25 protein-coding genes are annotated in these 25,808 nt (G+C 59.2%); 13 read left to right on the top strand and 12 right to left on the bottom strand.

Annotated features, from left to right (window positions below; genetic code table 11):
• Positions 1-16: 16 nt before the first annotated feature.
• The 4 genes from AC5SEO_RS20220 (at position 17) to AC5SEO_RS20205 (ending at position 6,559) form a co-directional block, all read left to right on the top strand.
• Complete coding sequence (locus AC5SEO_RS20220) at positions 17-862, top strand: universal stress protein (protein ID WP_003515639.1); 846 nt, start codon at positions 17-19, stop codon at positions 860-862.
• A 113-nt stretch (positions 863-975) separates the two neighbouring features.
• The gene (gene gpt, locus AC5SEO_RS20215; RefSeq protein ID WP_003515641.1) at positions 976-1,473 is read left to right on the top strand and encodes a xanthine phosphoribosyltransferase; all 498 of its coding nucleotides are present in this window, start codon (positions 976-978) and stop codon (positions 1,471-1,473) included.
• Between the two features lie 676 nt (positions 1,474-2,149).
• A complete protein-coding gene (locus AC5SEO_RS20210; protein ID WP_174068396.1) occupies positions 2,150-5,968 on the top strand; it encodes a vitamin B12-dependent ribonucleotide reductase in 3,819 nt (1,272 codons plus the stop codon).
• 213 nt (positions 5,969-6,181) lie between these two features.
• On the top strand, positions 6,182-6,559 hold the full coding sequence (locus AC5SEO_RS20205; protein WP_065687293.1) for a PH domain-containing protein: 378 nt from the start codon (positions 6,182-6,184) through the stop codon (positions 6,557-6,559).
• Between the two features lie 44 nt (positions 6,560-6,603).
• On the opposite strand, the gene AC5SEO_RS20200 is transcribed toward AC5SEO_RS20205, so the two are convergent.
• Entirely contained in the window at positions 6,604-7,929 is a 1,326-nt protein-coding gene (locus tag AC5SEO_RS20200; protein ID WP_174068397.1) for an Nramp family divalent metal transporter, read from the bottom strand.
• 397 nt (positions 7,930-8,326) lie between these two features.
• Between AC5SEO_RS20200 and AC5SEO_RS20195 the strand changes: the two genes are divergently transcribed.
• Positions 8,327-8,551 (top strand): hypothetical protein, encoded by a 225-nt coding sequence (locus tag AC5SEO_RS20195; RefSeq protein ID WP_013636298.1) that lies wholly within the window; start codon positions 8,327-8,329, stop codon positions 8,549-8,551.
• 22 nt (positions 8,552-8,573) lie between these two features.
• On the opposite strand, the gene AC5SEO_RS20190 is transcribed toward AC5SEO_RS20195, so the two are convergent.
• Positions 8,574-10,307: an ABC transporter ATP-binding protein gene (locus tag AC5SEO_RS20190; protein WP_019566142.1), complete on the bottom strand. Its 1,734-nt coding sequence runs from the start codon at positions 10,305-10,307 to the stop codon at positions 8,574-8,576.
• 229 nt (positions 10,308-10,536) lie between these two features.
• Between AC5SEO_RS20190 and AC5SEO_RS20185 the strand changes: the two genes are divergently transcribed.
• The gene (locus tag AC5SEO_RS20185; protein ID WP_013636300.1) at positions 10,537-11,775 is read left to right on the top strand and encodes an AI-2E family transporter; all 1,239 of its coding nucleotides are present in this window, start codon (positions 10,537-10,539) and stop codon (positions 11,773-11,775) included.
• Between the two features lie 154 nt (positions 11,776-11,929).
• Here AC5SEO_RS20185 and AC5SEO_RS20180 read toward each other — a convergent pair whose 3' ends face one another.
• A complete protein-coding gene (locus AC5SEO_RS20180) occupies positions 11,930-12,385 on the bottom strand; it encodes a GNAT family N-acetyltransferase (RefSeq protein ID WP_065659315.1) in 456 nt (151 codons plus the stop codon).
• Between the two features lie 107 nt (positions 12,386-12,492).
• Between AC5SEO_RS20180 and AC5SEO_RS20175 the strand changes: the two genes are divergently transcribed.
• On the top strand, positions 12,493-12,927 hold the full coding sequence (locus AC5SEO_RS20175; protein WP_174068398.1) for a hypothetical protein: 435 nt from the start codon (positions 12,493-12,495) through the stop codon (positions 12,925-12,927).
• A 3-nt stretch (positions 12,928-12,930) separates the two neighbouring features.
• On the opposite strand, the gene AC5SEO_RS20170 is transcribed toward AC5SEO_RS20175, so the two are convergent.
• The 3 genes from AC5SEO_RS20170 to AC5SEO_RS20160 all read right to left on the bottom strand — a co-directional run bounded on the left by AC5SEO_RS20170 (position 12,931) and on the right by AC5SEO_RS20160 (position 15,387).
• Positions 12,931-14,085: a DUF2336 domain-containing protein gene (locus AC5SEO_RS20170; protein WP_115063056.1), complete on the bottom strand. Its 1,155-nt coding sequence runs from the start codon at positions 14,083-14,085 to the stop codon at positions 12,931-12,933.
• Between the two features lie 109 nt (positions 14,086-14,194).
• Positions 14,195-14,806 (bottom strand): flavin reductase family protein, encoded by a 612-nt coding sequence (locus AC5SEO_RS20165; protein WP_025593667.1) that lies wholly within the window; start codon positions 14,804-14,806, stop codon positions 14,195-14,197.
• Positions 14,806-15,387 (bottom strand): nitroreductase family protein, encoded by a 582-nt coding sequence (locus AC5SEO_RS20160; protein ID WP_174068399.1) that lies wholly within the window; start codon positions 15,385-15,387, stop codon positions 14,806-14,808. Before AC5SEO_RS20160 ends, AC5SEO_RS20165 begins: the two co-directional genes overlap by 1 nt.
• A gap of 110 nt (positions 15,388-15,497) precedes the next feature.
• On the opposite strand from AC5SEO_RS20160, the gene AC5SEO_RS20155 reads away from it, so the two are divergent.
• Positions 15,498-16,478 carry an RgsD C-terminal domain-containing protein gene (locus tag AC5SEO_RS20155; RefSeq protein ID WP_003515664.1) on the top strand — a complete coding sequence of 327 codons (981 nt, stop codon included), beginning with the start codon at positions 15,498-15,500 and terminating at the stop codon, positions 16,476-16,478.
• Between the two features lie 57 nt (positions 16,479-16,535).
• Here AC5SEO_RS20155 and thrS read toward each other — a convergent pair whose 3' ends face one another.
• From thrS to AC5SEO_RS20135, 4 genes are all read right to left on the bottom strand, one after another.
• Positions 16,536-18,539: a threonine--tRNA ligase gene (gene thrS, locus AC5SEO_RS20150; RefSeq protein WP_065659311.1), complete on the bottom strand. Its 2,004-nt coding sequence runs from the start codon at positions 18,537-18,539 to the stop codon at positions 16,536-16,538.
• A gap of 131 nt (positions 18,540-18,670) precedes the next feature.
• Positions 18,671-19,192 carry a DUF1697 domain-containing protein gene (locus tag AC5SEO_RS20145; protein ID WP_112674260.1) on the bottom strand — a complete coding sequence of 174 codons (522 nt, stop codon included), beginning with the start codon at positions 19,190-19,192 and terminating at the stop codon, positions 18,671-18,673.
• Complete coding sequence (gene yidD / locus AC5SEO_RS20140; protein ID WP_111799539.1) at positions 19,189-19,548, bottom strand: membrane protein insertion efficiency factor YidD; 360 nt, start codon at positions 19,546-19,548, stop codon at positions 19,189-19,191. Before yidD ends, AC5SEO_RS20145 begins: the two co-directional genes overlap by 4 nt.
• A 3-nt stretch (positions 19,549-19,551) precedes the next feature.
• Positions 19,552-19,998, bottom strand: coding sequence for an iron-sulfur cluster assembly scaffold protein (locus AC5SEO_RS20135; RefSeq protein WP_025593674.1), 447 nt, complete (start codon positions 19,996-19,998; stop codon positions 19,552-19,554).
• Between the two features lie 283 nt (positions 19,999-20,281).
• On the opposite strand from AC5SEO_RS20135, the gene folE reads away from it, so the two are divergent.
• The 3 genes from folE (at position 20,282) to AC5SEO_RS20120 (ending at position 22,413) form a co-directional block, all read left to right on the top strand.
• The gene (gene folE, locus AC5SEO_RS20130) at positions 20,282-20,908 is read left to right on the top strand and encodes a GTP cyclohydrolase I FolE (RefSeq protein ID WP_003515674.1); all 627 of its coding nucleotides are present in this window, start codon (positions 20,282-20,284) and stop codon (positions 20,906-20,908) included.
• A gap of 27 nt (positions 20,909-20,935) precedes the next feature.
• Positions 20,936-21,388 (top strand): phosphoribosyl-AMP cyclohydrolase, encoded by a 453-nt coding sequence (hisI, locus tag AC5SEO_RS20125; protein ID WP_013636306.1) that lies wholly within the window; start codon positions 20,936-20,938, stop codon positions 21,386-21,388.
• 98 nt (positions 21,389-21,486) lie between these two features.
• On the top strand, positions 21,487-22,413 hold the full coding sequence (locus AC5SEO_RS20120; RefSeq protein ID WP_174068400.1) for a patatin-like phospholipase family protein: 927 nt from the start codon (positions 21,487-21,489) through the stop codon (positions 22,411-22,413).
• 136 nt (positions 22,414-22,549) lie between these two features.
• Here the strand turns inward: AC5SEO_RS20120 and AC5SEO_RS20115 are convergent, their stop codons facing one another.
• Together AC5SEO_RS20115 and AC5SEO_RS20110 are read right to left on the bottom strand one after the other, a co-directional pair.
• On the bottom strand, positions 22,550-22,984 hold the full coding sequence (locus AC5SEO_RS20115; protein WP_174068401.1) for a CBS domain-containing protein: 435 nt from the start codon (positions 22,982-22,984) through the stop codon (positions 22,550-22,552).
• A 154-nt stretch (positions 22,985-23,138) separates the two neighbouring features.
• Positions 23,139-23,912, bottom strand: a complete 774-nt coding sequence (locus tag AC5SEO_RS20110; RefSeq protein WP_013636308.1) for a rhomboid family intramembrane serine protease — start codon at positions 23,910-23,912, stop codon at positions 23,139-23,141.
• Positions 23,913-24,271: 359 nt separating this feature from the next.
• Between AC5SEO_RS20110 and AC5SEO_RS20105 the strand changes: the two genes are divergently transcribed.
• Both AC5SEO_RS20105 and AC5SEO_RS20100 read left to right on the top strand, forming a co-directional pair.
• Complete coding sequence (locus tag AC5SEO_RS20105) at positions 24,272-24,829, top strand: PAS domain-containing protein (protein WP_025593679.1); 558 nt, start codon at positions 24,272-24,274, stop codon at positions 24,827-24,829.
• A 183-nt stretch (positions 24,830-25,012) separates the two neighbouring features.
• Complete coding sequence (locus AC5SEO_RS20100; RefSeq protein WP_097102862.1) at positions 25,013-25,630, top strand: PilZ domain-containing protein; 618 nt, start codon at positions 25,013-25,015, stop codon at positions 25,628-25,630.
• The last annotated feature ends 178 nt before the right edge of the window (positions 25,631-25,808 follow it).

The following is a 25,808-nucleotide window of genomic DNA, read 5'->3' as shown; positions in this document are numbered from 1 at the left end:
ACCGAGGAGCTAAAAAATGGGTTACAAAACGATACTGGCAGTGATCGACAATGTGGAGAACACGCAAAAGCTCGGCGATTTCGTGGTAAGTCTTGCCAACCAGTTTTCCTCGCATGTGATTGGCCTGCACATGGAAACGCTGGCCGCCGTTCCGCTCGTCGCGCCGATGGAAATTCCCGACCCCGCTACCGTTCAGGTGCTTCAGGACGTGGCGCACAAGGAAACCACGGATGTTGGAAACCTCTTCGAACACACGCTGTCTGCCAATGGCATCTCGCATGAGTGGCGCAGCTTTGTAACCTCGGTGGGTTACGCCTCGTCATCGGCAATCGATAGCGCGCGCTGCGCCGATCTCATCGTCGCCCGCCAGAGCAACTCCTCCGCACTCTCCGACAGCCGCTCGGATATAGACGGCTTTCTCCATGAAAGCGGCCGCCCTGTTCTTCTCGTTCCGCATGTGCTGACGGTTGCCAAACCGGTCAAGCGTGTACTGATCGCCTGGAACGGCTCCCGCGAGGCAACACGCGCCACCTTCGATGCCCTGCCCTTCCTGATTGCAGCCGAGAGCGTCGAGATCTTCTCCGTCGATCAGGCCGAGAGCGAAACGCAATCGTCTGGACTTGCCGGAACCGAACTGGCCGCAACCCTCGCCCGCCACGGCGTCAACGTCACGGTAACCTCGCAGGAAAAAATCGCCGGCATCTCGCCGCAGGCGGCTATCGAAAACCGGCTGTCAGACCACAGCATCGACCTTCTGGTCATGGGCGCCTACGGCCATTCCCGCTGGTGGGAATTGCTGTTCGGCGGCGTGACGCGCACGCTGCTCGATTCCATGACGGCGATGACGCTTTTGTCGCGTTAAACACCGGTAGCCGTGGATGAAGCCGCAAGAGCCTGCGCGCAATGCTTGCCTTTTTGCAGGTCTTGCGGCTATTAGCCAAAGCCATCGACAATTTTGACCAGATGGTAGACGACATGTCCCTTCCCGATAAAGCCTTTCCCGTAACCTGGGATCAGTTTCACCGCGACGCCCGCGCGCTTGCGTGGCGTCTTGCCGGCCTTGGCCGGGAGTTCCGGGCGATCGTCTGTATCACCCGCGGCGGTCTCGTGCCGGCAGCGATCATTTCCCGCGAGCTGAACATCCGCCTGATCGATACGGTCTGCATCGCCACCCGCCACGATTACGTCAACCAGGGCGACACGGTTCTCCTGAAGGGCGTGGCGCCGGAGCTGATGTCCGACGGCGGCGAAGGCGTGCTCGTCGTTGACGATCTGACCGACACCGGCAAGACCGCACTGGAAGTGCGCGAAATGTTGCCGAAGGCGCATTTTGCCTGCGTTTACGCCAAGCCGAAGGGCGTGCCGACCATCGACACCTTCGTCACCGAGGTCAGCCAGGACACCTGGATTTATTTCCCCTGGGACATGGGCTTCACCTATCAGGAACCGATCGCCAAGGGATCGCGCGGCTGATCGCCTGTCGCAACCCAAAACCATGCCTGAAAAGCCGTCCCTTCGGGGCGGTTTTTTGTGTGGAAGTGCTTTTTTGGTAACGGCAAAAAAACACGGAAAAACCGCAGTGTCGCCTTTATGCCGCACCCCGGAAATGCGGGGTTTTCGCTTTCCGCTGCGGAAACCAGCCTCGCGCAAGCTTCAAAGTCTCACGCCAAGTCACTGATTTTTTTGAACGCTTTTGCTATCCCCGTTTTCCACAGGCACTGCACACAATATCTTGTGGTTAAAAAACGGTTTCAATCTATGGCTTGACGAATCTATGCCGCAGGAGGAAAGTGACAGTTATGTTGCGGCGGCAACGGACCGGAAAGTAACGAGGCCGGTTCCTTTCAATCTCAGTTCGCAAGTCCAGAAGGGGCGTCCCGACCATCAGGGGGCGGTTCGCCGGTGGATTTTGCGTGCCTTGCGGATACCGCCAAAAACATGACGCGGGGACTGGCGGCAGGAAGCTGTTGATACTATATTTAGTACTCACATGACTCTTGCAGCCGAATAAGCCACGAGATACAGGGATCACATCCAAGGATGAACATCCCTTACAGATCGGCAAAAACCGGCTGCGCGCATAGTTCGCACGGCTGGAACGAATTTTTGCGCCCTTTGCCGGGCGCCCAATGGACGAGGACACGAAACCATGCGCATCGAACGCCGCTTCACGAAGCCCGGCCAATCGTCTTATGCGGAAATCGAATTCCGCAAGGCCGTCAGTGAAATCAAGAACCCGGACGGTTCCATCGTGTTCCGTCTGGCGGATATCGACGTTCCCGCGCAGTTCAGCCAGGTCGCGACCGACGTTCTGGCGCAGAAATACTTCCGCAAGGCCGGCGTGCCGAAGGTGCTTAAGAAGGTTGAGGAAAACGATGTTCCTTCCTTCCTGTGGCGTTCGGTTGCCGATGAGAAGGCGATGAAAGACCTCCCCGAGGGTGAGCGTTATGGCTCCGAAACCGATGCGCGTCAGGTTTTCGACCGCCTGGCCGGCACCTGGACCTACTGGGGCTGGAAGGGCAAATATTTCTCCACCGAGGAAGACGCACTCGCCTTCCGCGACGAGCTTGCCTATATGCTGGCGACCCAGCGTGTAGCCCCCAACAGCCCGCAGTGGTTCAACACCGGCCTGCACTGGGCCTATGGCATCGACGGCCCGGGCCAGGGCCACTTCTACGTCGACCCCTTCACCGGCAAGCTGACCAAGTCCAAGTCCTCTTACGAACATCCGCAGCCGCATGCCTGCTTCATCCAGTCTGTCGAAGACGATCTGGTCAACGAAGGCGGCATCATGGACCTGTGGGTGCGTGAAGCGCGCCTGTTCAAATACGGTTCCGGTACCGGCTCCAACTTCTCCTACCTGCGCGGCGAAGGCGAAAAGCTTTCCGGCGGAGGCAAGTCCTCCGGCCTGATGAGCTTCCTCAAGATCGGCGACCGCGCAGCCGGCGCAATCAAGTCCGGCGGCACCACCCGCCGTGCGGCCAAGATGGTCGTTGTTGATGCCGACCATCCCGATATCGAAGCCTATATCGACTGGAAGGTGAACGAGGAGCAGAAGGTTGCCGCTCTCGTCACCGGTTCCAAGATCGTTGCCAAGCACCTCAAGGCAATCATGAAGGCCTGCGTCAATTGCGAGGCAGATAACGGCGATTGCTTCGACCCGGCCAAGAACCCTGCCCTGAAGCGCGAAATCCGCGCTGCCAAGAAGGACATGGTGCCGGAAAACTACGTCAAGCGCGTCATCCAGTTCGCGCAGCAGGGTTACAAGGACATCCAGTTCAAGACCTACGACACGGATTGGGATTCCGAAGCCTACCTCACGGTTTCAGGCCAGAATTCCAACAACTCCGTATCGCTGAAGGATGACTTCCTGCGCGCTGTTGAAAACGACGGTGACTGGAACCTGACCGCCCGCAAGGACGGCAAGGTCATGAAGACGCTTAAGGCCCGCGACCTCTGGGAAAAGATCTCCCACGCCGCCTGGGCATCGGCCGACCCCGGCCTGCACTTCAACACCACCATGAACGACTGGCACACCTCGCCGGCCGAAGGCTCGATCCGTGCTTCCAACCCGTGCTCGGAATATATGTTCCTCGACGACACGGCCTGCAACCTTGCTTCGCTGAACCTGCTTCAGTTCAAGGATCAGGCAACGAAGCGCATCGACATCGCCGACTACGAGCATGCGGTTCGCCTGTGGACCGTCGTTCTCGAAGTCTCGGTCATGATGGCGCAGTTCCCTTCGCGCCAGATTGCCGAACGCTCCTACGAATACCGCACGCTCGGCCTCGGCTACGCCAATATCGGCGGCCTGCTGATGTCCTCGGGCATTCCCTATGACAGCGACGAAGGCCGCGCCATCGCCGGTGCGTTGACCGCCATCATGACCGGCGTTTCCTATGCCACCTCGGCTGAAATGGCTGGCGAGCTTGGCCCCTTCCCGGGCTTTGCGCCGAACCGCGACAACATGCTGCGCGTCATCCGCAACCACCGCCGCGCCGCCCATGGCCTTTCCTACGGTTATGAAGGCCTGTCGGTGAACCCGGTTGCCCTCATCCATTCCGATTGCACGGATCAGGACCTTGTCGCCCACGCTACCGCCGCCTGGGACAAGGCGCTGGAGCTTGGCGAAAAGCACGGCTACCGCAACGCCCAGACCACCGTTATCGCGCCGACAGGTACGATCGGTCTCGTGATGGATTGCGACACGACCGGCATCGAGCCGGACTTCGCGCTGGTGAAATTCAAGAAGCTCGCCGGCGGCGGCTACTTCAAGATCATCAACCGCGCCGTGCCGGAATCCCTGCGTTCGCTCGGTTATTCGGAAAGCCAGATCGCCGAAATCGAAGCCTATGCCGTTGGCCACGGCAATCTCAACCAGGCACCTGCCATCAATCCCTCGTCGCTGAAGGCCAAGGGCTTCACCGATGAGAAGATCGAAGCCGTCAACGGCGCACTGAAAAGCGCCTTCGACATCAAGTTCGTCTTCAACCAGTGGACGCTGGGCGCCGATTTCCTCAAGGGCACGCTCAAGGTTTCCGACGAGCAGTTGTCCGACATGAGCTTCAACCTGCTGGAGCACCTTGGCTTCAGCAAAAAGGACATCGAAGCGGCCAACGTGCACGTCTGCGGTGCGATGACACTGGAAGGCGCACCGTTCCTCAAGAACGAGCACTTGGCCGTATTCGATTGCGCCAACCCCTGCGGCAAGATCGGCAAGCGTTATCTCTCGGTCGAATCGCATATCCGCATGATGGCGGCAGCACAGCCGTTCATTTCGGGTGCGATCTCCAAGACGATCAACATGCCGAATGATGCAACCGTGGAAGATTGCGGCGCAGCCTACATGCTGTCCTGGAAGCTGGCGCTCAAGGCCAACGCCCTTTACCGCGATGGCTCCAAGCTTTCCCAGCCGCTCAACGCTTCGCTGGTGGAAGATGAGGACGACGAAGACTTCGTTGAAGAACTGATCCAGCAGCCGCTCGCCCAGCAGGCCGTGACGATCACCGAAAAGATCGTCGAGCGCGTCATCGAGCGGGTATCGCGCGAGCGTGAAAAACTGCCGAACCGCCGTCAGGGTTACACCCAGAAGGCAACGGTCGGCGGTCACAAGGTCTATCTGCGTACCGGCGAATTCGGTGACGGCCGCATCGGCGAAATCTTCATCGACATGCACAAGGAAGGCGCTGCCTTCCGTGCGATGATGAACAACTTCGCCATCGCCATTTCGCTTGGCCTGCAATATGGCGTGCCGCTGGAAGAATATGTGGAGGCCTTCACCTTCACCAAGTTCGAGCCGGCCGGCATGGTGCAGGGCAACGACGCGATCAAGAACGCCACATCGATCCTCGACTACGTGTTCCGCGAACTCGCCGTCTCCTATCTCGGCCGCCACGACCTCGCTCATGTCGATACGTCTGACTTCTCCAATACCGCACTCGGCAAGGGTATCCAGGAAGGCAAGACCAATCTGCTCTCCACCGGCTGGACACGCGGTTACAAGCCGACGCTGGTTTCCAACAACGAAGGCGAACGTGCTGCTTCCGAACCCAAGGGCTCGGCAACGGCAGCCCCCGCCCGCGCCTCGGCCAACGTCACTTCCTTTGCAGGCTCAGCCGCCCGCAAGCTGGAACCGACAGTCGCGATCTCCACCTCGGAAATCGTCTCCTTCAAGCGCGATTATGAAGAACGCGCCAAGGAGCTGGCGGAAGAGATTGCCGAAGAGGTAATCGACGACGTGGTCCAGGAAGCCAAGCAGACCGCCACCGCCCTCTTCTCCGACAAGGCCGCCGCCGACGCGGCATCGGCCAAGGCGGAAGCCAAGAAGAAGGAAAACGAACGCCGCATGCGCTCGATCGCGCAAGGCTATACCGGCAACATGTGCTCGGAATGCCAGAACTTCACGATGGTGCGCAACGGCACCTGCGAGAAGTGCGATACTTGCGGTGCGACGAGCGGTTGCAGCTGAGCCAACGGCTTTGATAGCATAAAATCTAACTTTTCCAGGCGCTTAGGCGCCTGGAAATTGATGACGAGAACAAAAAGTGAATATCGCAGTATTCATTTGGTGGCATGCCCGTCGATCCTTCTTCAGACATGTCCAACTCGGCAAACGATGCTTTGTTATTGAACCCAACTTCCGACGTATTGGTTATCGCGAGATATTAGAGGTAGAACGCAAGTGGGTTTATTCGATGGAATTTTGGGTCATGGTACAACCGTGGACCCGAGAGAACTTGAAAAACGTCTAAGCGGTGTCCTTATTGACGGTGAGCAACCACAACTCGCTTTCAAGCTAATTCGCGATTTTTTCGTTTTCACTCAGCATCGTGTCATACTTGTCGATATCCAAGGTATTACGGGCAGCAAAGTCGACTATATGTCCATTCCGTACAAAGCTGTCACTCGCTTCTCCGTCGAGACAGCAGGAACATTCGACTTGGATGCGGAACTTAAAATCTGGGTATCTGGTTCGAGCCAGCCGATTACAAAGACCCTCAAGAAGGGAACAGATGTTCGAGGTATTCAGCGAGCGCTTGCAACAGGTATACTTCGATAGTCTAAGCTCAGGCCGCACTTCGAAAAGGCGCGGCCTGACGCGCCTTACCCCACAAAATCAAACAGCAGCTTCACATTCAGCGCCGCAATTACCACTGCGATAAGCCATGCAAACGCAGAGAGCCATCGCGGGGCGCACAGTTCGCCCATCTTGGCGCGGTCGGCGGTGAACATAACCAGCGGGAAGACGGCGAAGGAAAGTTGCAGGCTTAAGACCACCTGCGTCAGGATCAGCAGTTGAGACGTGCCGCTTTCGCCGAAGGCGATGGTGACGCCGGCGGCGGGGATGATGGCGATGCCTCGGGTGATGAGGCGGCGCAGCCACGGGGCAAGCCGCATCTTGAGGAAGCCCTCCATCACGATCTGACCCGCAAGCGTTGCGGTAACGGTGGAGTTGATGCCACAGCACAAAAGCGCCACCCCGAACAGCGTCGGCGCAATCGCAAGGCCGAGCAGCGGCGCGAGCAAACTATGCGCTTCACCCAGTTCGGCAACATTCGTCTGACCCGTTTTGTTGAAGGTCGCCGCTGCGAGGATGAGGATCGCGGCATTGATGACGAGAGCAAACGTCAGGGCGATGGTTGAATCGAGTGTCGCGAATTTGAGCGCCTCGCGTTTTTCGGCCAGCGTCTCGCCGATGGCGCGCGTCTGCACGATCCCTGAATGCAGATAGAGATTATGCGGCATCACCGTCGCGCCTAGAATGCCAAGCGCCAGATAGAGCATCTCGGGGTTGGTGACGATCTCCGTCGTCGGCGCAAAACCACGAATCACCTGGCTCCAGTCGGGATCCGCCATCGCCAGCTGAATGGCGAAACACACCGCGATGACGCCGAGAAGCGTGATGACAAGCGCCTCCACCCAGCGGAAGCCAAGCCTTTGCAGATAAAGGATCAGGAACACGTCAAGCGCCGTGATGAGGACGCCGAGTTCGAGCGGAATGCCGAAAATCAGGTTGAGACCGATCGCCGTGCCGATGACCTCGGCGATATCAGTCGCGATGATTGCGATTTCGGCCAGCAGCCAGAGCACCATCGCCACCGGTTTCGGATAGGCATCGCGACAGGCCTGAGCCAGATCGCGCCCGGAAGCAATCGCCAGACGGGCACAGAGCGCCTGTAGAACGACGGCCATGATGTTCGATATCAGCGCCACCGTCAGCAGCGTGTAGCCAAACTTGGAACCGCCGGCGAGCGACGTTGCCCAGTTGCCGGGGTCCATGTAACCGACCGCGACGAGATATCCGGGTCCGAAGAACGCCATCGCCCGGCGAAACGTACCGGCATTCGGGCTTATCTTGATCGAGCTGTGAACGTCGGACAGCGAGAGATCGTCGCCATTCCGCCGCCATCCAAAGACAGGCTTGTCCATCTTGCGAACTTTCAAATGGAAATTGAATTAATGCAATTGCAAATCATTCGCATAAAAGGATGTGGACTGGCAAGCGGAGTTTCGAAGCTGTGTGCCGGCGCGAGAGGCCGCAGTAACATTCGGCCTGAACGCAAGCACCGGCGCAACGCTTCATGGATTTAATGAATGAGACCCCTCCTCCGTCATTCCAGCCTTAAGCCGGAAGCCAGCCAGCCAAAGTCTCTGGGCTGAAAAGACTCTTCTCCGCCGCGTAGTAGCCAGTGAACAACGGGGACCCACGGCCAATCCTACCGCGAAACCTCACGGCGTTGTCATCGCCTCCGCCCCGCCATTGCGGAACAGCCGCGTGCATGCCCGCGTTTGTCTGTCACGAAGCAAAGATAGTCCGGGGAAGTTCATGCGAGACGGCAATAAATTCAGCGTGGCGAACCAGCCTTACCGGTGGCCGAAATATATCATGGCGCAGCGAAGGCCGCGCGACTGGCTGATGACCATCAGCGGCGTGGTGCTGCTGGTCATCGTCGCCGCCGCTGTCGCCATGGGTTATCTCGTCACCAGCCATCCCGGCAAGCCCGAGCCGAATACCGGCATCATCGAGGAAAACGCAGCGGAGAACGCCTGATATGCGGCGCAAGATGCGCCGCTTAACTCAGACCCTGAAGATGCCCGCTGAACTGCGCCTCATGCAGGCGGCTATAATGGCCTTTGGCGGCCAGAAGCTCGGCATGAGCGCCCGTTTCCGCAATACCCGTCTGGTCCACCACAACGATGCGTGACGCATCGCGGATCGTTGCCAGCCGGTGGGCGATGACGAGCGTTGTGCGGCCCTTGGCAAGCTCCGTCAGCGATTGCTGGATGGCCCGCTCGGTTTCGGTATCCAGCGCCGAGGTCGCCTCGTCGAGAATAAGGATAGGCGGGTTCTTGAGGAACATGCGGGCAATGGCAAGGCGCTGTTTCTGACCACCGGAAAGTTTCACGCCACGCTCACCGATGACGGTGTCGAGCCCCATCGGCATCGCTTCGATGACGCCGTCGAGCCGGGCACGCCGCGCCGCATCCATGATTTCGACATCGGAAGCGCCGAGCCGGCCATATTCGATATTCTCGCGGATCGTGCCGCCAAACAGGAACACATCCTGCTGCACGATTCCGATCTGGTTGCGCAGCGAGGCAAGCTTCATCTTGCGGATATCGATGCCGTCAATGGTGATCGAACCGCTGGTGACATCATAAAAGCGCGGCAGCAGAGAGCAAAGCGTCGTTTTGCCGGCCCCCGAAGGCCCGACGAAGGCCACCGTCTCGCCCGCATTGATCTTCAGGTCGATATTGTCGAGAACCTGCTTGCCCTCGGCATAACCGAAACCGACATGGCGATATTCAATGGCGCCGGAAAGCGCCGGTGCCTCGATCGCATCCGGTGCGTCGGTGATATCCGGCGCCGTGTCCAGAAGCTCGGTAAAGCGGCGGAAACCGGCAATGCCCTTCGGATAGGTCTCGATGACCGAGTTGATCTTCTCCACCGGGCGGAAAAACACGCCGACCAGAAGCAGGAAGCCAACGAAGCCGCCTTCCGTCAGGCCGCCATGCAGCACGAACCAGGCGCCGCAGATCATCACGATCATCTGCGTCAGCCGCATGCTCATGTAGCTGAGCGAAGTGCTGGCCGCCATGATCTTGTAGGCATCCAGCTTCGTGCGGCGGTATTTCTGGTTGTCCTTCTCAAACAGCGCGCGTTCGTGGTCCTCATTGGCAAAGGCCTGCACCACCCGCATGCCACCGACATTTTCCTCGATACGGGCGTTGAAATCGCCTACCCGACCGTAGAGCGCGCGAAAGTTCTGCGTCATTCGGCCACCGTAACGGCTCGTCACCCAGGCGGTGACAGGCACGACGGCGGCGGTGACGAGCGCCAGCGGCACATTGACCGACAGCATCAGCAGGAATGCGCCAATGAAGGTCATGATGGCGATGAACAGATCCTCGGGGCCGTGATGGGCCACCTCACCGATCTCTTCCAGGTCCTTCGTCAGCCGGCCAACCAGATGACCGGTCTTCTGGTTGTCGAAATAGCGGAAGGAGAGCTTCTGCAGGTGGTCGAAAGCCAGCCGCCGCATGTCGGTCTCGATATTGATGCCGAGCATATGTCCCCAGTAGGTGACTGTCGCCATCAGACCCGTATTCAGGACATAGATGACGAGCAGCCCGACCGATGCGGCGAGGATGATGCCCCATTCGCCACCCGGCAGCAGCACGTCCACGAAGGCTTTCACCGCCATCGGAAAACCGAGCTCAAGCACGCCCGACAGCACCGCGCAGGAAAAATCGAGAATGAACAGACCGCGATAGGGACGGTAATAGGCGAAGAAACGGCGCAGCATGGCGTGACCTGAAGAGCGGGCGCGGCAAGCGGAGGCCGCAATAAAAACGGAGTTCAATTGTCATATTTCAATGCGCGCGCCAAGACCGATGTTCTATTTTTACCAAAATCGTTCAATAGGCTGAGCGATAAACACACAACGGTAATGTGATACGGCTATATTGCACTTATATGTATTGGTGTGACAGAGTGAATGCACCCTTCGGGGAGAATGCGAGAAAGAGCCTGCCGTGAGTAATATTGACAGCCGTAAGCCCAGTGGCGAACCGAGATGGCTTGGTCCTGCAAGCCCGACGCGGATCGCCCTGATCCCGCCAATATCGGCTGCGCGCTGGCTGCTGGTTCTCGTCGCCCTTGCGGGCATCTACTTCTTCCACGGCTTTCTCGTTCCGGTTCTGGCCGCCCTTGTCATCGGCTTCGCCAGCTGGCCGGTCTATACGCGGCTTCTGCGGCAGGTGGGCGGCAACACCACGCTCGGCGCCTCCATCGCCATCATCCTCATCCTCACCTTCCTCGTGGTGCCGATTTTCATCGCCGCTTCCTATACGGCCAGCGAAATCCGCGAATGGTTCGGCTGGGCGGTGCATGTCAACAAGGTGGGCGCACCCGTGCCAGACTGGATCGCGGCGCTGCCCGGCGTAGGCTCCTGGCTCGGCGAGCAATGGGTGAAATATATTGGCACACCGGGTGCGATCGGCGAAGTGATCCAGCTCGTCAGCGGTGCCAATATCGGCAATATCTACCGGGCAATCCTCGCCGCGGGCAACGGCGCGTTCCACCTCGTGCTGACCCTGCTGTTCATGTTGATCGCGCTGTTCTTTGTCTATCGCAACGGTGCCGGCTTCTCCCATCAGGTCGATCTTGTGGGGGAACGCATACTGCCGACGCGGTGGGAGCGCATTTCCCGCGTCGTGCCAGCCACCATCAGCTCCACCGTCACCGGCATGACATTGATCGCCATCGGCGAAGGCATAATCCTCGGCATCGCCTACTGGATTGCCGGCGTCCCCTCGCCCGTCACACTCGGCGTGCTCACCGGTGTCATGGCGCTCATCCCGGGCGGCGCGCCGCTCTCTTTCACTCTCGTATCGATCTATCTGGTCGCCAGCGGCTCTCCCGCTTATGGCCTGGGGCTATTCATCTGGGGTTCGGTCGAGCTTTTCATCGTCGACAAGACCATCCGTCCGAAACTCGTCGGCGGCCCGATCAAGCTGCCTTTCCTGCCGACCTTTTTCGGCCTCGTCGGCGGCGTCAAGACCATGGGCTTCCTCGGCCTCTTCATCGGCCCGGTGCTGATGGCGCTGCTGGTGGCAATCTGGCGGGAATGGGTGCGAGAGGTGGAAATCTCCACTGGCGCCACCGTCGACGTTCCGCCGACCCCTACAGCTGAAAATGACCCGCTCGACGACATCGTTGCGCGTGAAGAGGATAGCAACGAAACGACGGCGTTCCGAAAAGCGGCGTCTTAAACCTCGTCTTCGTCATGCTCGGGCCTGTCCCTGGCATCTGCAACCCAACGATGTTACCAGACGTCGGCAGATCCCCGGCACGAGGCCGAGGATGACATCGCCAAGGGCGGCATCGAGTGTTCTGCAAAGCACGCCGATAGCGCCCGCCTCGCCTTTAAAGCGTCTTCTCCATGAACAGGCTGAGCGGGTCCGGCTTATAGGGCGCAAACGCCTCAATCTCGACAAACCCCGCCTTGCGGTAAAGACCGATCGCCTCCGGCTGGCTGATGCCGGTTTCAAGCCGGATGGCGGCAAGCCCAAGCTCGACGCCGCGCGCAATGAGCGTATCCATGATCAGCTTGCCGATCCGCAATCCCCTCGCCTCCGGATCGACGAACATGCGCTTGACCTCCGCCGTACCGTCACCCGCCTCCACCAGCGCGCCGCAGCCAACGACACGGCCACCATGCCGCGCCACGAAAAAGGAGACATTGTCCTTTTCCAGCTGGCCGATATCGACCAGATGATTGCTTTCGGCGGGATAAAGCGATGCCATATAGACGTTAGACAGATCGATAAGGCGCAGAACCGCTTCCTGCCGGGGTGTTTCAAGCTTGATTTCGGGGGCCAATGCGATGCCTGCTTTCTCTCAAAAAAATGCGTATTTCGTCGTAATGTCACTGCAATCGAGATAGATGAGTTTTTAGAGCATAATTCCCGACAGAGGCAACACACACCATGAAAACAGCCCTCGTTCTCATGACCTTCCTAGGCTGTGACGACACCGCCACCGATTGCCATTACCTCGCCACCTCGCAGCAGCGCTGGACGAGCATCGAACTATGCGACGCCGTGTCGGAGGAAGAGCTGGAACGTTTCGCAAATGCGTCCTACCCGGTCGTGGTGGCCGTGTGCCAGACACCGGGCGAGCAGACGCCCCAGACTGCGGGCAACGCGCCCGCAACGCAGCCTCCCGCCGCCACGGCCCCGGCCGGAACAGAGGAGCCACCGGCACAGGTCACGCAAAAGGAAGAAGAGAGCCTGACAAAACAGGCGATCAGCCGCGTCAGCCGCATCCTGCCTTCCACTGAAGGCGTGAAGCACCTGCTCGGAACGCCGGTCAGAATGGTGGAAAACAGCTATTCGTGGATTGCCAAGCGGTTCGAGAAGTAAGCCTCAGGCCGCCTCGACCGTCAGCGCTTCCGCATAGTGCCGCGCTTTCTGCCGTTCCTCTGCAATGGTCAGTTTACGCACGGCGTGCAAGAGTTCGAAAAGCGTTTCGGAACCATCGACGTTGCGGAAATGCGCAAGCAGTTCGGCCGATACAGAGGCTGCGGCCTGCGACAGATGCGATCGGGCGGCGCGGCGCCACATCAGCGTCGCCTCAATGAAGACGTCAACGACATCGCCCAAAAGACCGACGGACTGGAACAGCGCCTTCAGCGCGTGCGGCCGTCCGGTCGCCAGAATGGCGCGCACCTTGCGGTCGTCGAGACCTGAGAGATTGACCATCGCCGCCGTGAAAAACTCCAGCCTGCCCGAACAGACGGCATGGATGAGAAGCGCCGGTGTCAGTTCCAGCCTTTGCCGCAGATGCTCCACCAGCGCCGGCAACTCCGGCGACGCAACATTGGCGGCGATGAGGATGGTGGCGGAATCTTCCGCTTCGCGGAAAATACTGTCGGCGCGGTTGCGCGCGATCAGGGCATGAACCAGCGCCGAACCTGCCAGGGCCTCGCTGACGCGCGCCATCAGAAGATGGCGGGTATCGGCGGGCAGCACCTCTCGGCACAGCAGCAGGTCGCGAATGTCGGCGTTGCAGCCATGCCGCTCGGCAATGCGGCGCAGCGAAAACGGTGTGATGAAGGCGTCGTCGTTTTCTAGAAGGATCATCGTTTCCGGCAGATCACCGACTTCGGCAAGTGCTGCGCAGACACCGCGCGGCAGGCCCCGCCTTGCCGCAATGAAGGCGCGTGTTAGGCTTTCACCGCGCCCGGCGAGATCGACCAGATCGGCCTCGCCAAGAACCGGCGAGCGGGCAATCACGGTGCAGGCAATCTCCGGCTGGTCTTCGGCAAGCGAAACGAGAATGGCGCGCGGCGCATCGGGATCATCCGCCAGCGCCTCGGCAAGTGCCAGCCGCACGCGCGGAGATGGGTCGTCAAGAAGATAGGTCATCGCCATATAGGCGGCGTCACGGTTCTCCCGCGCCATGTCTGAATGCAGATAGGCACGGCCAAGCGCATTGGCGGCCTTCGCCCGCTCGGTCGATCCAGCCTTTTCAGACCAGCGAAGAAATGCCTGTACGATCACCTGAGCCTCGAAACACATTCGCAACAATGGACGACGGCATCATTGCCGCCGCCATGTATAAAACTCTAGGCGCAAATAGTTTACGTTTGGTTCACCATAAAATTTAACAGTTGCCGGCGAAGAAGTTCTACGGCGCAGTAGACGGACGCTTCAACTGAAACACGTCGCTGCCGCCGTCGCAGTAGTCCATGTAACCCATACGGGCCACCGGACGTGCCAGTCCCATATCGATGCGACCATCACGAATGATCGCATCGTCGATGTGAATAGCCATGACCTGCCCGATCACCATCCAGGAATCCGCCGGCGTGCCGTCGATGTCCTTCAGCTGGATGATCTCGGTCACGCGACATTCCAGAACGGCCAGCGCCTCCCCCACGAAAGGCGCATCCACCACCCGCCCGTCAACGGCAGTCAGACCGGCAAGCCGGAACTCGTCGACATCATAGTTCACCGGCGCAGAAGACGCGTTCATCCGGTCGACGAGGTGGCGGCTGACGAGGTTGGCAGTGAAGACACCGGTCTCCTCGACATTGCGAAGGCTGTCCTTGCGCCCGCTGGAGGAAAACATCACCAGCTTCGGCCGGTCCGAAATCGCGTTGAAAAACGAATAGGGCGACAGGTTGAAAGAGCCGTCCCGGCCTTTAGAGCCAATCCAGCCGATCGGCCGGGGCGCGACGATAGCCTTGAACGGATCATGCGGCAGGCCGTGCTGGTTGGTGTCGGTGGTGTAGAACATCAGACGTCCCCAACCCAGGTTACCACATCCGCAAGCTCCGGCCGTGGCCGCTCCACAAGCGGGAATGTCGTCGAGCCGATATGGATATATCCGGCGACCTTCTCGTCTGCGGCAATCTCCAGTTCCGACAGGAAGGCCGGGTCGAAGGCAAGCCATTCCGTCAGCCAGTTCGCCGCATAACCATTGGCGTTGGCGGCGAAGATGAGATTGAGGCACACTGCACCGGCGGACATGATCTGTTCCCATTCCGGAATCTTGAAATGCGGCTTGGCGGTGCTGATGACGGCGATGACGACGGGAGCGCGCGTGAAGCGGGTGCGCTCCGCGTCCTGCTGCTGCAGGTCCAGTTCCGGGTTCTTCTCAAGCGCGATCCGGAGCGCTTCTTCCCCGAGACGCACGCGGTCTTCGCCGCGATAAACGATGAAGCGCCATGGCGCCAGTTTGCCATGGTCAGGCACGCGCACGGCAAGGCGCAGGATTTCCTCGATTTCCGCTTTCGATGGACCCGGCTCAGCAAGTTGCAGGGCGGGGGTGGAGCGGCGAACCTTGAGATAGTCGAGGAGCTTGATGTCACTTGTCATGATCAAAATTCTTCCATTGTGCTGTCATCGCGAAATTATGGGCCTTGAAATAGCCACGGCATTGGTTTTGAAGTGATGCGGGAAAATCAAGAAGTCAATCGGTATCGAAAATGTCGGCAATCAAAATCGCGGCACGTCTGGCCATTGCGTTCGCCGCGATCGGCGTTTTATCACAGGCAGCCTTTTCGCAAGACGCTTTCAAGGACTTCAAGCAGCTTGGCGGCACGCCTAAAATGCCGAAACTCAATGCTTTCACCGCTCCTACCGCCCCGAATGCCCCCGCAAGCACCGCCCGTGATATCGACATGGAAGCGAAACTGACGAGTGAAGGCGAAGCGGTGAAGGAAGGCCTTTCCTGGCGCGTCTTCAGCCCAATTCCGGGCGCTGACGGCAAGTTGCCGATGCTGGCAAGCTCCGAGGGTGGTTCGGCGCAGTTCCATCTGGTACCCGGCGAATATTTCGTCAACGTTGCCTTCGGGCGCGCGGGTGTTACCAAGAAACTCAATGTTCCGAGCTCCGGTAATGTCCAGAAACAGGTGCTGATTCTCGATGCTGGCGGTTTCGTTCTGAATGCGATCGCGGGTTCCGACAAACAGATCTCCGCTAACCAGCTCAAATTTTCCGTCTACTCCTCCGACGCCCGACCGGATGGCGAACGCGGCCTTGTCATGGCCGACATCAAGCCCAACACCGTCGTTCGCCTCAATGCAGGCACCTATCATGTCGTTTCCGAATACGGCAACGTCAATGCGGTGGTGCGCGCCGATATTCAGGTGGAGGCAGGCAAGCTGACCGAAGCGACCCTGCAGCATCAGGCGGCACAGATCACGCTCAAGCTCGTCTCCGAACAGGGCGGCGAAGCCATTGCCGATACGGCCTGGTCGGTGCTGAACGGCGGCGGCGACGTTGTGAACGAAAGCGTCAGCGCGTTTTCGACCATGGTTCTGGCGGAAGGCGAATATACCGCCATGGCCCGAAACAAGGACAAGGTCTACCAGCGCAACTTCAAGGTCACGTCCGGCCGGGACGCCGATGTGGAAGTGCTGATGAAGGATCAGGCGCCGGAAGACATGACCGGCGATTTCGAATAGGCGTCAATACCCTCAGCCAGTAACGAAAACGGCCCCCGAAGGGGCCGTTGTCTTTTGTCAGGCAACCTGCTTCTTCGCCGCAAGCTTGCGCTTCACATCCGGCGGCGTCGCCTCTTCCACGAGGCTTGTAATCGCGTCTTCGAGCGACATCGGCGTCTGGTTCTGGGAACCGAGACGGCGGATGTTGACAGTGCGCTCTTCCGCTTCCTTGCGTCCGCAGACGATGATGACCGGCACCTTGGTCACCGAGTGCTCGCGGACCTTGTAGTTGATCTTCTCGTTGCGGAAGTCGGTTTCGACAGCCATGCCCGCCTCGCGCAGTGCTTCGGCAACCTCGCGGCCATAATCGTCCGCATCCGAGGTGATCGTCGCGACCACGACCTGAAGCGGCGCGAACCACAATGGCATGTGACCGGCAAAGTTCTCGATCAGGATACCAAGGAAGCGCTCCATCGAGCCGCAGATGGCGCGATGGATCATCACCGGCTGCGTCTTTTCGGAGTTCTGATCGATATAGAAGGCGCCGAAACGTTCCGGCAGGTTGAAGTCCACCTGAGTCGTGCCGCACTGCCATTCACGACCGATGGCATCCTTCAGCGTATATTCGAACTTTGGCCCGTAGAAAGCGCCCTCGCCCGGCAGAATGCCGGTCTTGATGCGGCCGCCGGACTGTTCCTCGATGGTCTTCAGAACCTCCATCATGACGCTTTCGGCACGGTCCCAGAGATCGTCGGAACCGACGCGCTTTTCCGGACGGGTCGAAAGCTTGACGACGATCTCGCTGAAACCGAAATCCTCATAGACCGAGAGGATCAGGTCGTTGATGCGCAGGCATTCGGCCGCCATCTGCTCTTCCGTGCAGAAGACATGCGCATCGTCCTGCGTGAAGCCGCGAACGCGCATCAGGCCATGCAGTGCACCTGAAGCCTCGTAGCGATGGACGTTGCCAAATTCAGCAAGGCGAACGGGCATTTCGCGGTAAGACTTCAAGCCATGCTTGAAGATCTGCACGTGGCCGGGGCAGTTCATCGGCTTCAAGGCAAAGACGCGCTGGTCCGCATCCTCGTCATCGGGATGGGTAAAGGCATGGGCGGATTTCACCGCGAACATGTTTTCCTGATACCAGCCCCAGTGACCGGAGGTTTCCCACAACGACTTGTCCAGCACCTGCGGCGCGTTGACTTCCTGATAGGTATTGGCAAGCCGACGGCGCATATAGGCCGTCAGCGTCTGGAACATGCGCCAGCCCTTGCCGTGCCAGAAGACCACGCCCGGACCTTCTTCCTGGAAATGGAACAGGTCCATTTCCCGGCCAAGACGGCGGTGGTCGCGCTTTTCGGCTTCGGCCAGAATGTGCAGGTAATTGTCCAGCTCTTCCTGGGTCGCCCAGGCGGTGCCGTAGATGCGCGACAGCATCGCATTGTTGCTGTCACCACGCCAATAGGCGCCGGCCACTTTCATCAGCTTGAAGGCCGTACCGACCTGACCCGTGGACGCCATATGCGGGCCGCGGCAAAGATCGAACCAGTCGCCCTGATAATAGATCTTCAGGTCCTGACCTTCGGGAATGGCATCGACCAGCTCGACCTTGTAGTTTTCGCCCTTTGCGGCAAACACTTCCTTGGCCTTCTCGCGCGACCAGACTTCGCGGGTAAACGGCTTGTTGCGCTGAATGATCTCCTTCATCCGCTTTTCGATCTTCGGCAGATCTTCCGGCGTAAAAGGTTCGTTCTTGGCAAAGTCGTAATAGAAGCCGTTCTCGATGACAGGGCCGATCGTCACCTGCGTGCCGGGCCACAACTCCTGCACGGCCTCGGCCATGACGTGGGCGGCATCGTGACGTATGAGTTCCAGCGCGCGGCTGTCTTCACGCGTGACGATTTCTATCTTGCCATCGGTGATTGCCTCGGACAAATCGCGCACGGTGCCATCAAGCGCAATGGCGACAGCCTTCTTCGCAAGCGATTTGGAGATGGATTCGGCGACCTCGCGGCCGGTCGTGCCGGCGGGATAGCTGCGTACGGAACCATCGGGAAATGTAAGGGAAACGGTTTGTGACATCGTCGAATGCTCCTGATCCAGTCCCGCCAACGAATGCGGGTGGTGTTGGAATAAAAAGAACGCCCTCTTTCGCAGATGGGCAGGCAGGCTGATAAAGAATTTTCCCGTTCCAGTCAAAGGTGAACGGCGGCTCAGCGAAGCATTTCGGCAATTCCATTGACGGTGTTGGCGTTGCGGGTCGTGCCGATGCCGAGCTTCTTCGTGGTCAGCGCAGAGAGAAGCCGGCTTTCGCTTGGCTTGCCGCAAAAGTCGATCCACAGGTCACCGCCGACAATGGCGATCTTTTCCTTCTGGCGGTACTTCTCCAAGAGTCCAAGATAATCCCCGGCAAGAGGCTTGCGCATCACCCTTACGCAGACATCCGGTGGATTGCCATCCGGAAACGGGTTTGTGGCAGTCAGGGCAAGCCAATCAGGCGCTGAGCGAACGAGAATATCGACGTGTTTGCCGAACCGTTTTTCAAAGGCGCGCTCCAGCGCATCCTCGATTTCGCAGACAGGCGCCTCCGGTGCACGGAAGACCAGATTTCCGGTCGCGACCAGCGTCCTGCATTCCTGAAAGCCCAGCTCCTGCACCATTTCACGCAGATCGGCCATGATGAGCCGCTTGCCCGCCCCGAGCACGATGCTGTGCAAAAGAGCGACATAGGTCATCGATGCAGCATCCAGTATCGCCAGGGCGTCCACCAGTGCTTGTCAGCGCCCAGTGTTTCCGGCACTGGGTCCAGCCCGCTGGTGCCGCCCGGACCGCAACGCGCGACGCGAAACAGCGTCATCCACCCGCCCGGCCAAAGTCCGTGGCGGGCGATCGCCTCATAGCCATATTCGGAACAGGTGGGAATGTGGCGGCAGGAATTGCCGACGAAACCCGACAAAGTCAGCTGATAAAGCCGAATGAAGCCAACGCCGAAAAGACGGCCTGGGGTCTTCGCAAACACTCCCCCCCAGTTGCGGGATCGCCCGACCTTATCCCCCGTCTTCTGATGTCCGCAGTCCGGTTCACCGCACATCGCCTAACCCGCAGCGTTCAGAACCGGCCGGGCTTCGATCTGGTCGAGAGCATCGACCACCGCTTCGAAGGTCAGCATGGTCGAGGCGTGGCGTGCCTTGAAATCCCGGACGGGTGAAAGCACCCGCATATCCTCGAAACGGCCCGTTGGCCCCTCGCCGCCCTGTTTCAGCATGGCAAGCATGTCTTCCCGCGCCTGCCGGATCTCACCGCTGGAAGCGCCGACGACATGATGCGCCATGATCGAGGCGGATGCCTGGCCGAGCGCGCACGCGCGAACCTCATGTGAAAAAGCCGTGACGATGCCGCCTTCCACCTTCAGATAGACCTTGAGTTTGGAGCCGCACAGCCGCGAGTGTTTTTCAGCGCTGGCATCGGCATCATCAAGCACACCGGTCAGCGGAATATTTCCGGCAAATTCCAGAATTCGGTTGTTGTAGATATCGTCCATCATCAGGTATCCGGCGTTCAAGAATGCCCAAAAACGGGACAGGATATTTTTTTCAAACACAGCGTTTGTCGCAGTGGAGCTTTCCTGCCCTTCATTCCCATTATATGCTAACGAGCTTTCTGGACATCAAGCCGATATGAAATTAACGGCTCCGATACCGAAATATCAGCATCGGCCTTGCCAAAATGCTGTAAAACAACCAGATAGCAGCAACGGTGGACGAAGTCCCCGCTACGAAAAACAAAGTTCAGGTGCGGCCTTGACCCGCATCGGGAGAGACGGAATGGATGCGATCGTGAAGAATTTCCCCGGCGCTGGCGCAAAACCCGATGTGGCAGAGGCTCGCCCAAGCCAGACGGAAGCGGAAGAAGCAGTGCGCGTTCTTCTGCGCTGGGCAGGAGAAAATCCCGCCCGCGAAGGACTCCTGGACACGCCGAAGCGCGTTGCCAAGGCCTATCGCGAACTCTTCGCCGGTTATGAGCTGAACGTCCAGGACGTTCTCGGCACGACCTTCGAGGAAGTTGGCGGTTATGACGATGTGGTGCTGGTGCGCGACATCCCCTTCTTCTCCCATTGCGAACACCACATGGTTCCGATCGTCGGCAAGGCGCATGTCGCCTATCTTCCGGCCGGGCGCGTGCTCGGCCTGTCGAAGATCGCCCGCGTCGTCGAAATCTTTGGCCGCCGCCTGCAGACGCAGGAAAACATGACCGCGCAGATCGCAAGATCCATCGAGGAAACTCTGAAGCCGCGCGGCGTGGCCGTCATGATCGACGCCGAACATATGTGCATGTCCATGCGCGGCGTAAACAAGCAGGGGTCCACGACCCTCACCACCAGCTTCACCGGCACCTTCAAGAACGACCCGGCGGAGCAGGTGCGCTTCATGACCATGGTGCGGAACCGCTAACGGTTCCGCTTTTTCCCCGGGGTAGCAATGTCCATTTCGTTTCCGTCCGCGCCTGCGGACAAGGAAGTGCTTGAAAATTCAGGTCTCTTCTCACCGAAATTCGATGCCCACGGCCTTGTCACCGCCGTGGTCACCGATGCGCGTGATGGTGAATTGCTGATGGTCGCCCATATGAATGCGCAAGCCCTGTCGCTGACGCTGGAAACGGGCATCGCCCACTATTACAGCCGCTCGCGCGACAAGATCTGGAAAAAGGGCGAAACCTCCGGCAACCTGCAGACGGTGAAGGAATTCCGCACCGATTGCGATCAGGACGCCGTGTGGCTGAAGGTCTCCGTCGCCGGTCATGACGCAACCTGCCATACCGGCCGCCGCTCCTGCTTCTACCGCACGGTCGAGTTGGCCGATGGCAATGCCGTCACCAGAATCACCGACGATACCCGCCATTTCGACCCGGCGACTACCTATTCTGGCACGTGAACGGCCACCTTCCATCCGCCGCACCAATTTGCTACCAATAATTCAGGATTCGGGGAGGAACAGACCGGGTCCTGGGAGCAGGCAGGGAGTGTACGGTCATGTTGGGCTGGGGAAGCAATCGTCACAATGCTCTTGCGGCTGGCAACACCGAAACAATCGTCAACGAGATCGTTGATACGCGCCGGATTGCGCTTGCGCTCGGCGGTGGTGCTGCGCGCGGCTGGGCCCATATCGGCGTCCTGAGGGCACTAGACGAGGCCGGGGTGAAGATCGGCATGATTGCCGGAACCTCGATAGGCGCGCTGGTCGGCGGTTGTTATCTCGCCGGAAAGCTCGACGAGCTGGAGGAATTTGCCCGTTCGTTGACGATGCGGCGCATTGCCGGCCTGCTCGATCTGACGATCGGCGGCGGCGGTCTCTTCGGCGGCATGCGGCTGACCAAGCGCATGCAGGAGCATCTCGAAGGCTTGCGCGTCGAAAACCTCGAGCACCCTTTCATCGCCGTCGCCACGGAATTGCGCACCGGCCACGAGGTCTGGATTCACCAGGGCGACCTCGTCACCGCACTGCGCTCATCCTATGCGTTGCCCGGCATTTTCGAGCCCGTGCAATGCAACGGCCGCACCCTGATCGACGGCGCTCTCGTCAACCCCGTTCCGGTTTCGGTCTGCAGGGCCTATGAGCAGGCGCTCGTCGTCGCCGTCAATCTCAATTACGATCTGTTCGGCCGCTCTGCCGTGGTCAAACACTCCTCTTCGCCCCGTAATGGCGCAGCACCTTCCCTGGAAGGTCCGCCGCGCCCCGGCCTGCCGGGCGTTATGGTGCAGGCCTTCAATATCATTCAGGACCGGATTTCGCGCTCGCGCCTGGCGGGCGACCCGCCCGACCTCATGCTGCATCCCCGTATCAACGATATCGGCCTCTCGGAATTCCATCGCGCCAGCGAAGCCATCGACAGGGGATACGAGGAAACACGCGCCCGCGTTCCCGAGCTGGAGCGCATGCAGCAGGCGTTCCGACGCTAACTTACACTACAAATATTCGTGCTGAGCATTCCAGCTTGCGGTAGCCGCAGCCTCCTAGGCCGTCATTCCTGCGCGTATCACAGGGATGACGGAGTCTTTTCGAAATGACTATTGCGGACGCGCCGGAAACGAAACCTCATCCGGCGATATAGGCCTTGATATGTTCGGCTTCCGCCTCGATCTCGCCGATCCGCGCCTTTACCACGTCACCGATGGAGATGATGCCGGCAAGACGACCGTCGTCCTCAACCGGAATATGGCGGAACCGCCCTCCGGTCATGATTTCCATCAATTCGTCGGTGGTGGAATTGTGATGACAGCGGATGACGTTCTTCGTCATGGCCACCGAAACGGATTGCAGAAGGGAGGCAGTGCCCTCGCCTGCCACGACCTTCACCAGATCGCGTTCCGTGAAAATACCGAGAACGACGCCGTCGGCATCGGTCACGACGAGTGCACCGATCTTGTGCGCATTCAGCGTTGCTGCCGCCTCGCCGATGCTTACGCTCGGTCCCACAGTCACGACATTCCGGCCCTTGCGGTCGAGAAGATCTTTTACGAATGTTGCCATGCCTTCCTCCTCCTGTCAGCAATCTGCAACGCGGCGAAGTCTCTCCGCGGTTGCAAATCATGGAACATGGTGCGCTGAGGCCTATGCGAATGCAATCCCGGATGGGACCTGCACAAGCAAATTTGCGCCACGGCCGACAAGGAGCGTGATCGCCCTAAAGCGGGTGTTCCACACTTCCACTGGAAAGGTTCCCGCGGATCGGGCGATCAAACAGGCCGAAGAACAGGAAGCCGAGCAGAAAGCCGAAGACATGCGCATCCCACGCGACTTCACCGCCGACATCGCCAAACAGCGGCACGCCGACCGCGATCAGGACATTGCCGAAAAGCCACATCAGCGTGAAGATCAGCACGGTCCTGTTCGAAAGCGCCGCGACAATGCTCTGCCTCGGCATCAGATGGCCGAAAGAGGCGCTGTAGCCGCCGCGCGACGGGAAAGCGAAACGGCATGCGGCTCCCATCAGGGCCGAAACGACACCAGATGCTCCGATCAGAACCGTCACATCGCCCCAGTTCAGCGCCGCGTGGCCAAAAGCTGAAACGGCGGCGGATATGCACCATAACAGTACGAAGCGAAGCGTTCCGATCCGGCGCAGAACCGGTGCGCCAAAGGCCATCAACCACAATCCGTTAAAAAGAATATGCTCGATGCCGCCGTGCAGAAAAGAATATGTCACCGGCGTCCAGAGCCATTCCAGCCCCTGCTGGGATAATGGCACCGCGTAACGCAGCGGAATGAAGCCGAAGGTGAAGATGAACCAGCCGTTGCCATCCTCCGAAAGAAGATAGGCCGGAACCACAAAGGCCAAGAGCAGCGCCGCCAATATGCCGACCAGAAGCGGCGGCAGGTTGAAGACGGGATTATGTGCGTCCTCTTTCAGTTCCTGACTTTCCGAAACCGGCGGCTGTTCGCCGTCGCCGTTGGACATGATTCCATCCCTGTTTTTGTGGAAATTTGCGTCCCCCGAGCAATATAGGAAGCCCGGGCGAAAAAAAAGCCGTCCTGCCTTTCGGGCCACGACGCAAAAACCGCAATCGGTTCAAGCGCCTGTACCCAGGGGCAGTCCGGCCTGCGCGCCCGCCGTAAAGTTACGGGCGAAAGCATCAATTGTGCTGACTGGGAGCATGTCCCCGACATGGCCGCAGCGATGCCACGACCTTGGTCGTTACGCAATCTCAACCATTTGTTAACCTTAACAAAATCGGTTGGCATGAAATTCGCTACACTACAAGTAACAGACGTTCGGATGGACATGATGTCCCAAAAACGAACATGGAGAACGATGCTATGAAAAGCATGGCCGGACTGGAGATATATGCCTATTGGGACACGCTGCGCGGCAATAAACCTGCGCCCCGCCGAGAAGACTTCGATCCCGCAAAGCTGAAACATCATCTCGGCGACCTCTTCATCCTCGTGGACAAGGGAGAAAGAACGCCATTCTTCCGCCTTGCAGGCACACACCTGTGCGACCTGTTCGGCCGGGAATTGCGCGACAGCCCGTTCTCGGATCTGTGGCCGGCGGCAAGTGCCACCTTCCCCTGCCGTGTCGCACGCGGCATCCTGCAACATCAATTGCCCGTGGTGTTCGATATCGAAGCGGAGGACGACCATGGCGCGGCGCCGCTTGCTTTCGAAATGCTGCTCTTGCCGCTAAGTTCGGATAATGACACAGCCCCGAGATTGCTCGGAGCGCTGCTGCCGGAGCGGCCCCGTCACGAATTCGCAGCACCGATCAGTTGCCTCGTCATGAAAAGCAGCCGCCTGCTACGCATGGATATCGCGCCGACAACGTATTCTACAAATGCGCGAACCGCTGTCATGCCGCATGCGGTAACCCGCTGACTGCCGCATCCCACCCCGCATGGTGAGGGTGGATCGCGTATGATCGCGCCGGAATTTCGTACGAAATACGTCAAAGCTGTAACGATTTTGACGATTGCAAAAATTGTAAGGGTTAAACAATACAGTCTGTTAACCCGGGCGGCGTAGAGATTTGTCATCATCACTGGTTACAATTGCGCTGCCATGTTCTCATCACGTTCGGTCAACACTGCCCAAACCCTGCGTCCGGTTGAAGAGGTTCACTTCGACGATCCCGTCCGTGTGTCCTTCACCGGCCGCCTCATGTTACCCGATCACCAGGAATATGATTGCACCGCAACCGAGATGACCGCCGAAAGAGCGCTGTTCGCCTGCTCGGGCATTGCGCGCAACGGTGATCGCGTCATCGCCTATCTCCAGCATATCGGCCGCATCGAAGGAACGGTTACGGCGCTTACCGCGTCAGGCTTCGTCATTGCCATCAATGCGCCCGAACGCAAGCGGGAAAAGCTGGCCGCCCAGCTCGCATGGATCGCCAAGCGCCAGCTGCTTGGCCTGCCGGAAGACCGCCGCCACGACCGCCTGACACCACGCAATACCCGGGCACATCTGATGCTGGAAGATGGCGTGCTTCTCGCCTGCCGGCTGATCGACCTTTCCTTGTCGGGCGCAGCCATCGAGATCGAAAACCGGCCTCCACTCGGCACCAGGGTCCAGCTTGGCAAGAACATGAGCGGCAAGATCGTACGCCACTTCATGGAAGGCGTTGCGGTAGAATTCGACCGGGTCCAGTCGCCCGACGCCCTGATCGAATTTCTCTAGGTCATTTCTCGTAATACCGTGGAGCGGTATGTCCGTGCGGCAAGTGCGGCATTCGCCAGATCTTGTCACGGCTATCGCTTTCCGGCGCTCCGGCCGTGAGCCGGAATACAGCCAGCCCAGGTCTCTTGGCCGAAAAAGCTTTTCCCGCGACACAGGCGCACATCGATCCGATTCCGGC

Source organism: Agrobacterium sp. K11 (genome assembly GCF_059429395.1).
The sequence above is the reverse complement of the archived record's forward strand: the minus strand, read 5'-3'. Positions and strand labels throughout refer to the sequence as shown.

Bases quoted from the DNA above. Each gene is read 5' to 3' on its own strand.
- gpt (WP_003515641.1), top strand. From the start codon at position 976: ATGTCCCTTCCCGATAAAGCCTTTCCCGTAACCTGGGATCAGTTTCAC.
- AC5SEO_RS20210 (WP_174068396.1), top strand. From the start codon at position 2,150: ATGCGCATCGAACGCCGCTTCACGAAGCCCGGCCAATCGTCTTATGCG.
- AC5SEO_RS20120 (WP_174068400.1), top strand. From the start codon at position 21,487: ATGTTGGGCTGGGGAAGCAATCGTCACAATGCTCTTGCGGCTGGCAAC.
- AC5SEO_RS20115 (WP_174068401.1), bottom strand. From the start codon at position 22,984: ATGGCAACATTCGTAAAAGATCTTCTCGACCGCAAGGGCCGGAATGTC.
- AC5SEO_RS20145 (WP_112674260.1), bottom strand. From the start codon at position 19,192: ATGACCTATGTCGCTCTTTTGCACAGCATCGTGCTCGGGGCGGGCAAG.
- AC5SEO_RS20105 (WP_025593679.1), top strand. From the start codon at position 24,272: ATGAAAAGCATGGCCGGACTGGAGATATATGCCTATTGGGACACGCTG.
- AC5SEO_RS20135 (WP_025593674.1), bottom strand. From the start codon at position 19,998: ATGGACGATATCTACAACAACCGAATTCTGGAATTTGCCGGAAATATT.
- AC5SEO_RS20200 (WP_174068397.1), bottom strand. From the start codon at position 7,929: ATGGACAAGCCTGTCTTTGGATGGCGGCGGAATGGCGACGATCTCTCG.
- AC5SEO_RS20165 (WP_025593667.1), bottom strand. From the start codon at position 14,806: ATGTTCTACACCACCGACACCAACCAGCACGGCCTGCCGCATGATCCG.
- AC5SEO_RS20220 (WP_003515639.1), top strand. From the start codon at position 17: ATGGGTTACAAAACGATACTGGCAGTGATCGACAATGTGGAGAACACG.
- thrS (WP_065659311.1), bottom strand. From the start codon at position 18,539: ATGTCACAAACCGTTTCCCTTACATTTCCCGATGGTTCCGTACGCAGC.
- AC5SEO_RS20100 (WP_097102862.1), top strand. From the start codon at position 25,013: ATGTTCTCATCACGTTCGGTCAACACTGCCCAAACCCTGCGTCCGGTT.
- AC5SEO_RS20170 (WP_115063056.1), bottom strand. From the start codon at position 14,085: ATGTGTTTCGAGGCTCAGGTGATCGTACAGGCATTTCTTCGCTGGTCT.
- AC5SEO_RS20190 (WP_019566142.1), bottom strand. From the start codon at position 10,307: ATGCTGCGCCGTTTCTTCGCCTATTACCGTCCCTATCGCGGTCTGTTC.
- AC5SEO_RS20175 (WP_174068398.1), top strand. From the start codon at position 12,493: ATGAAAACAGCCCTCGTTCTCATGACCTTCCTAGGCTGTGACGACACC.
- yidD (WP_111799539.1), bottom strand. From the start codon at position 19,548: ATGTGCGGTGAACCGGACTGCGGACATCAGAAGACGGGGGATAAGGTC.
- AC5SEO_RS20110 (WP_013636308.1), bottom strand. From the start codon at position 23,912: ATGTCCAACGGCGACGGCGAACAGCCGCCGGTTTCGGAAAGTCAGGAA.
- folE (WP_003515674.1), top strand. From the start codon at position 20,282: ATGGATGCGATCGTGAAGAATTTCCCCGGCGCTGGCGCAAAACCCGAT.
- hisI (WP_013636306.1), top strand. From the start codon at position 20,936: ATGTCCATTTCGTTTCCGTCCGCGCCTGCGGACAAGGAAGTGCTTGAA.
- AC5SEO_RS20155 (WP_003515664.1), top strand. From the start codon at position 15,498: ATGTCGGCAATCAAAATCGCGGCACGTCTGGCCATTGCGTTCGCCGCG.
- AC5SEO_RS20160 (WP_174068399.1), bottom strand. From the start codon at position 15,387: ATGACAAGTGACATCAAGCTCCTCGACTATCTCAAGGTTCGCCGCTCC.
- AC5SEO_RS20195 (WP_013636298.1), top strand. From the start codon at position 8,327: ATGCGAGACGGCAATAAATTCAGCGTGGCGAACCAGCCTTACCGGTGG.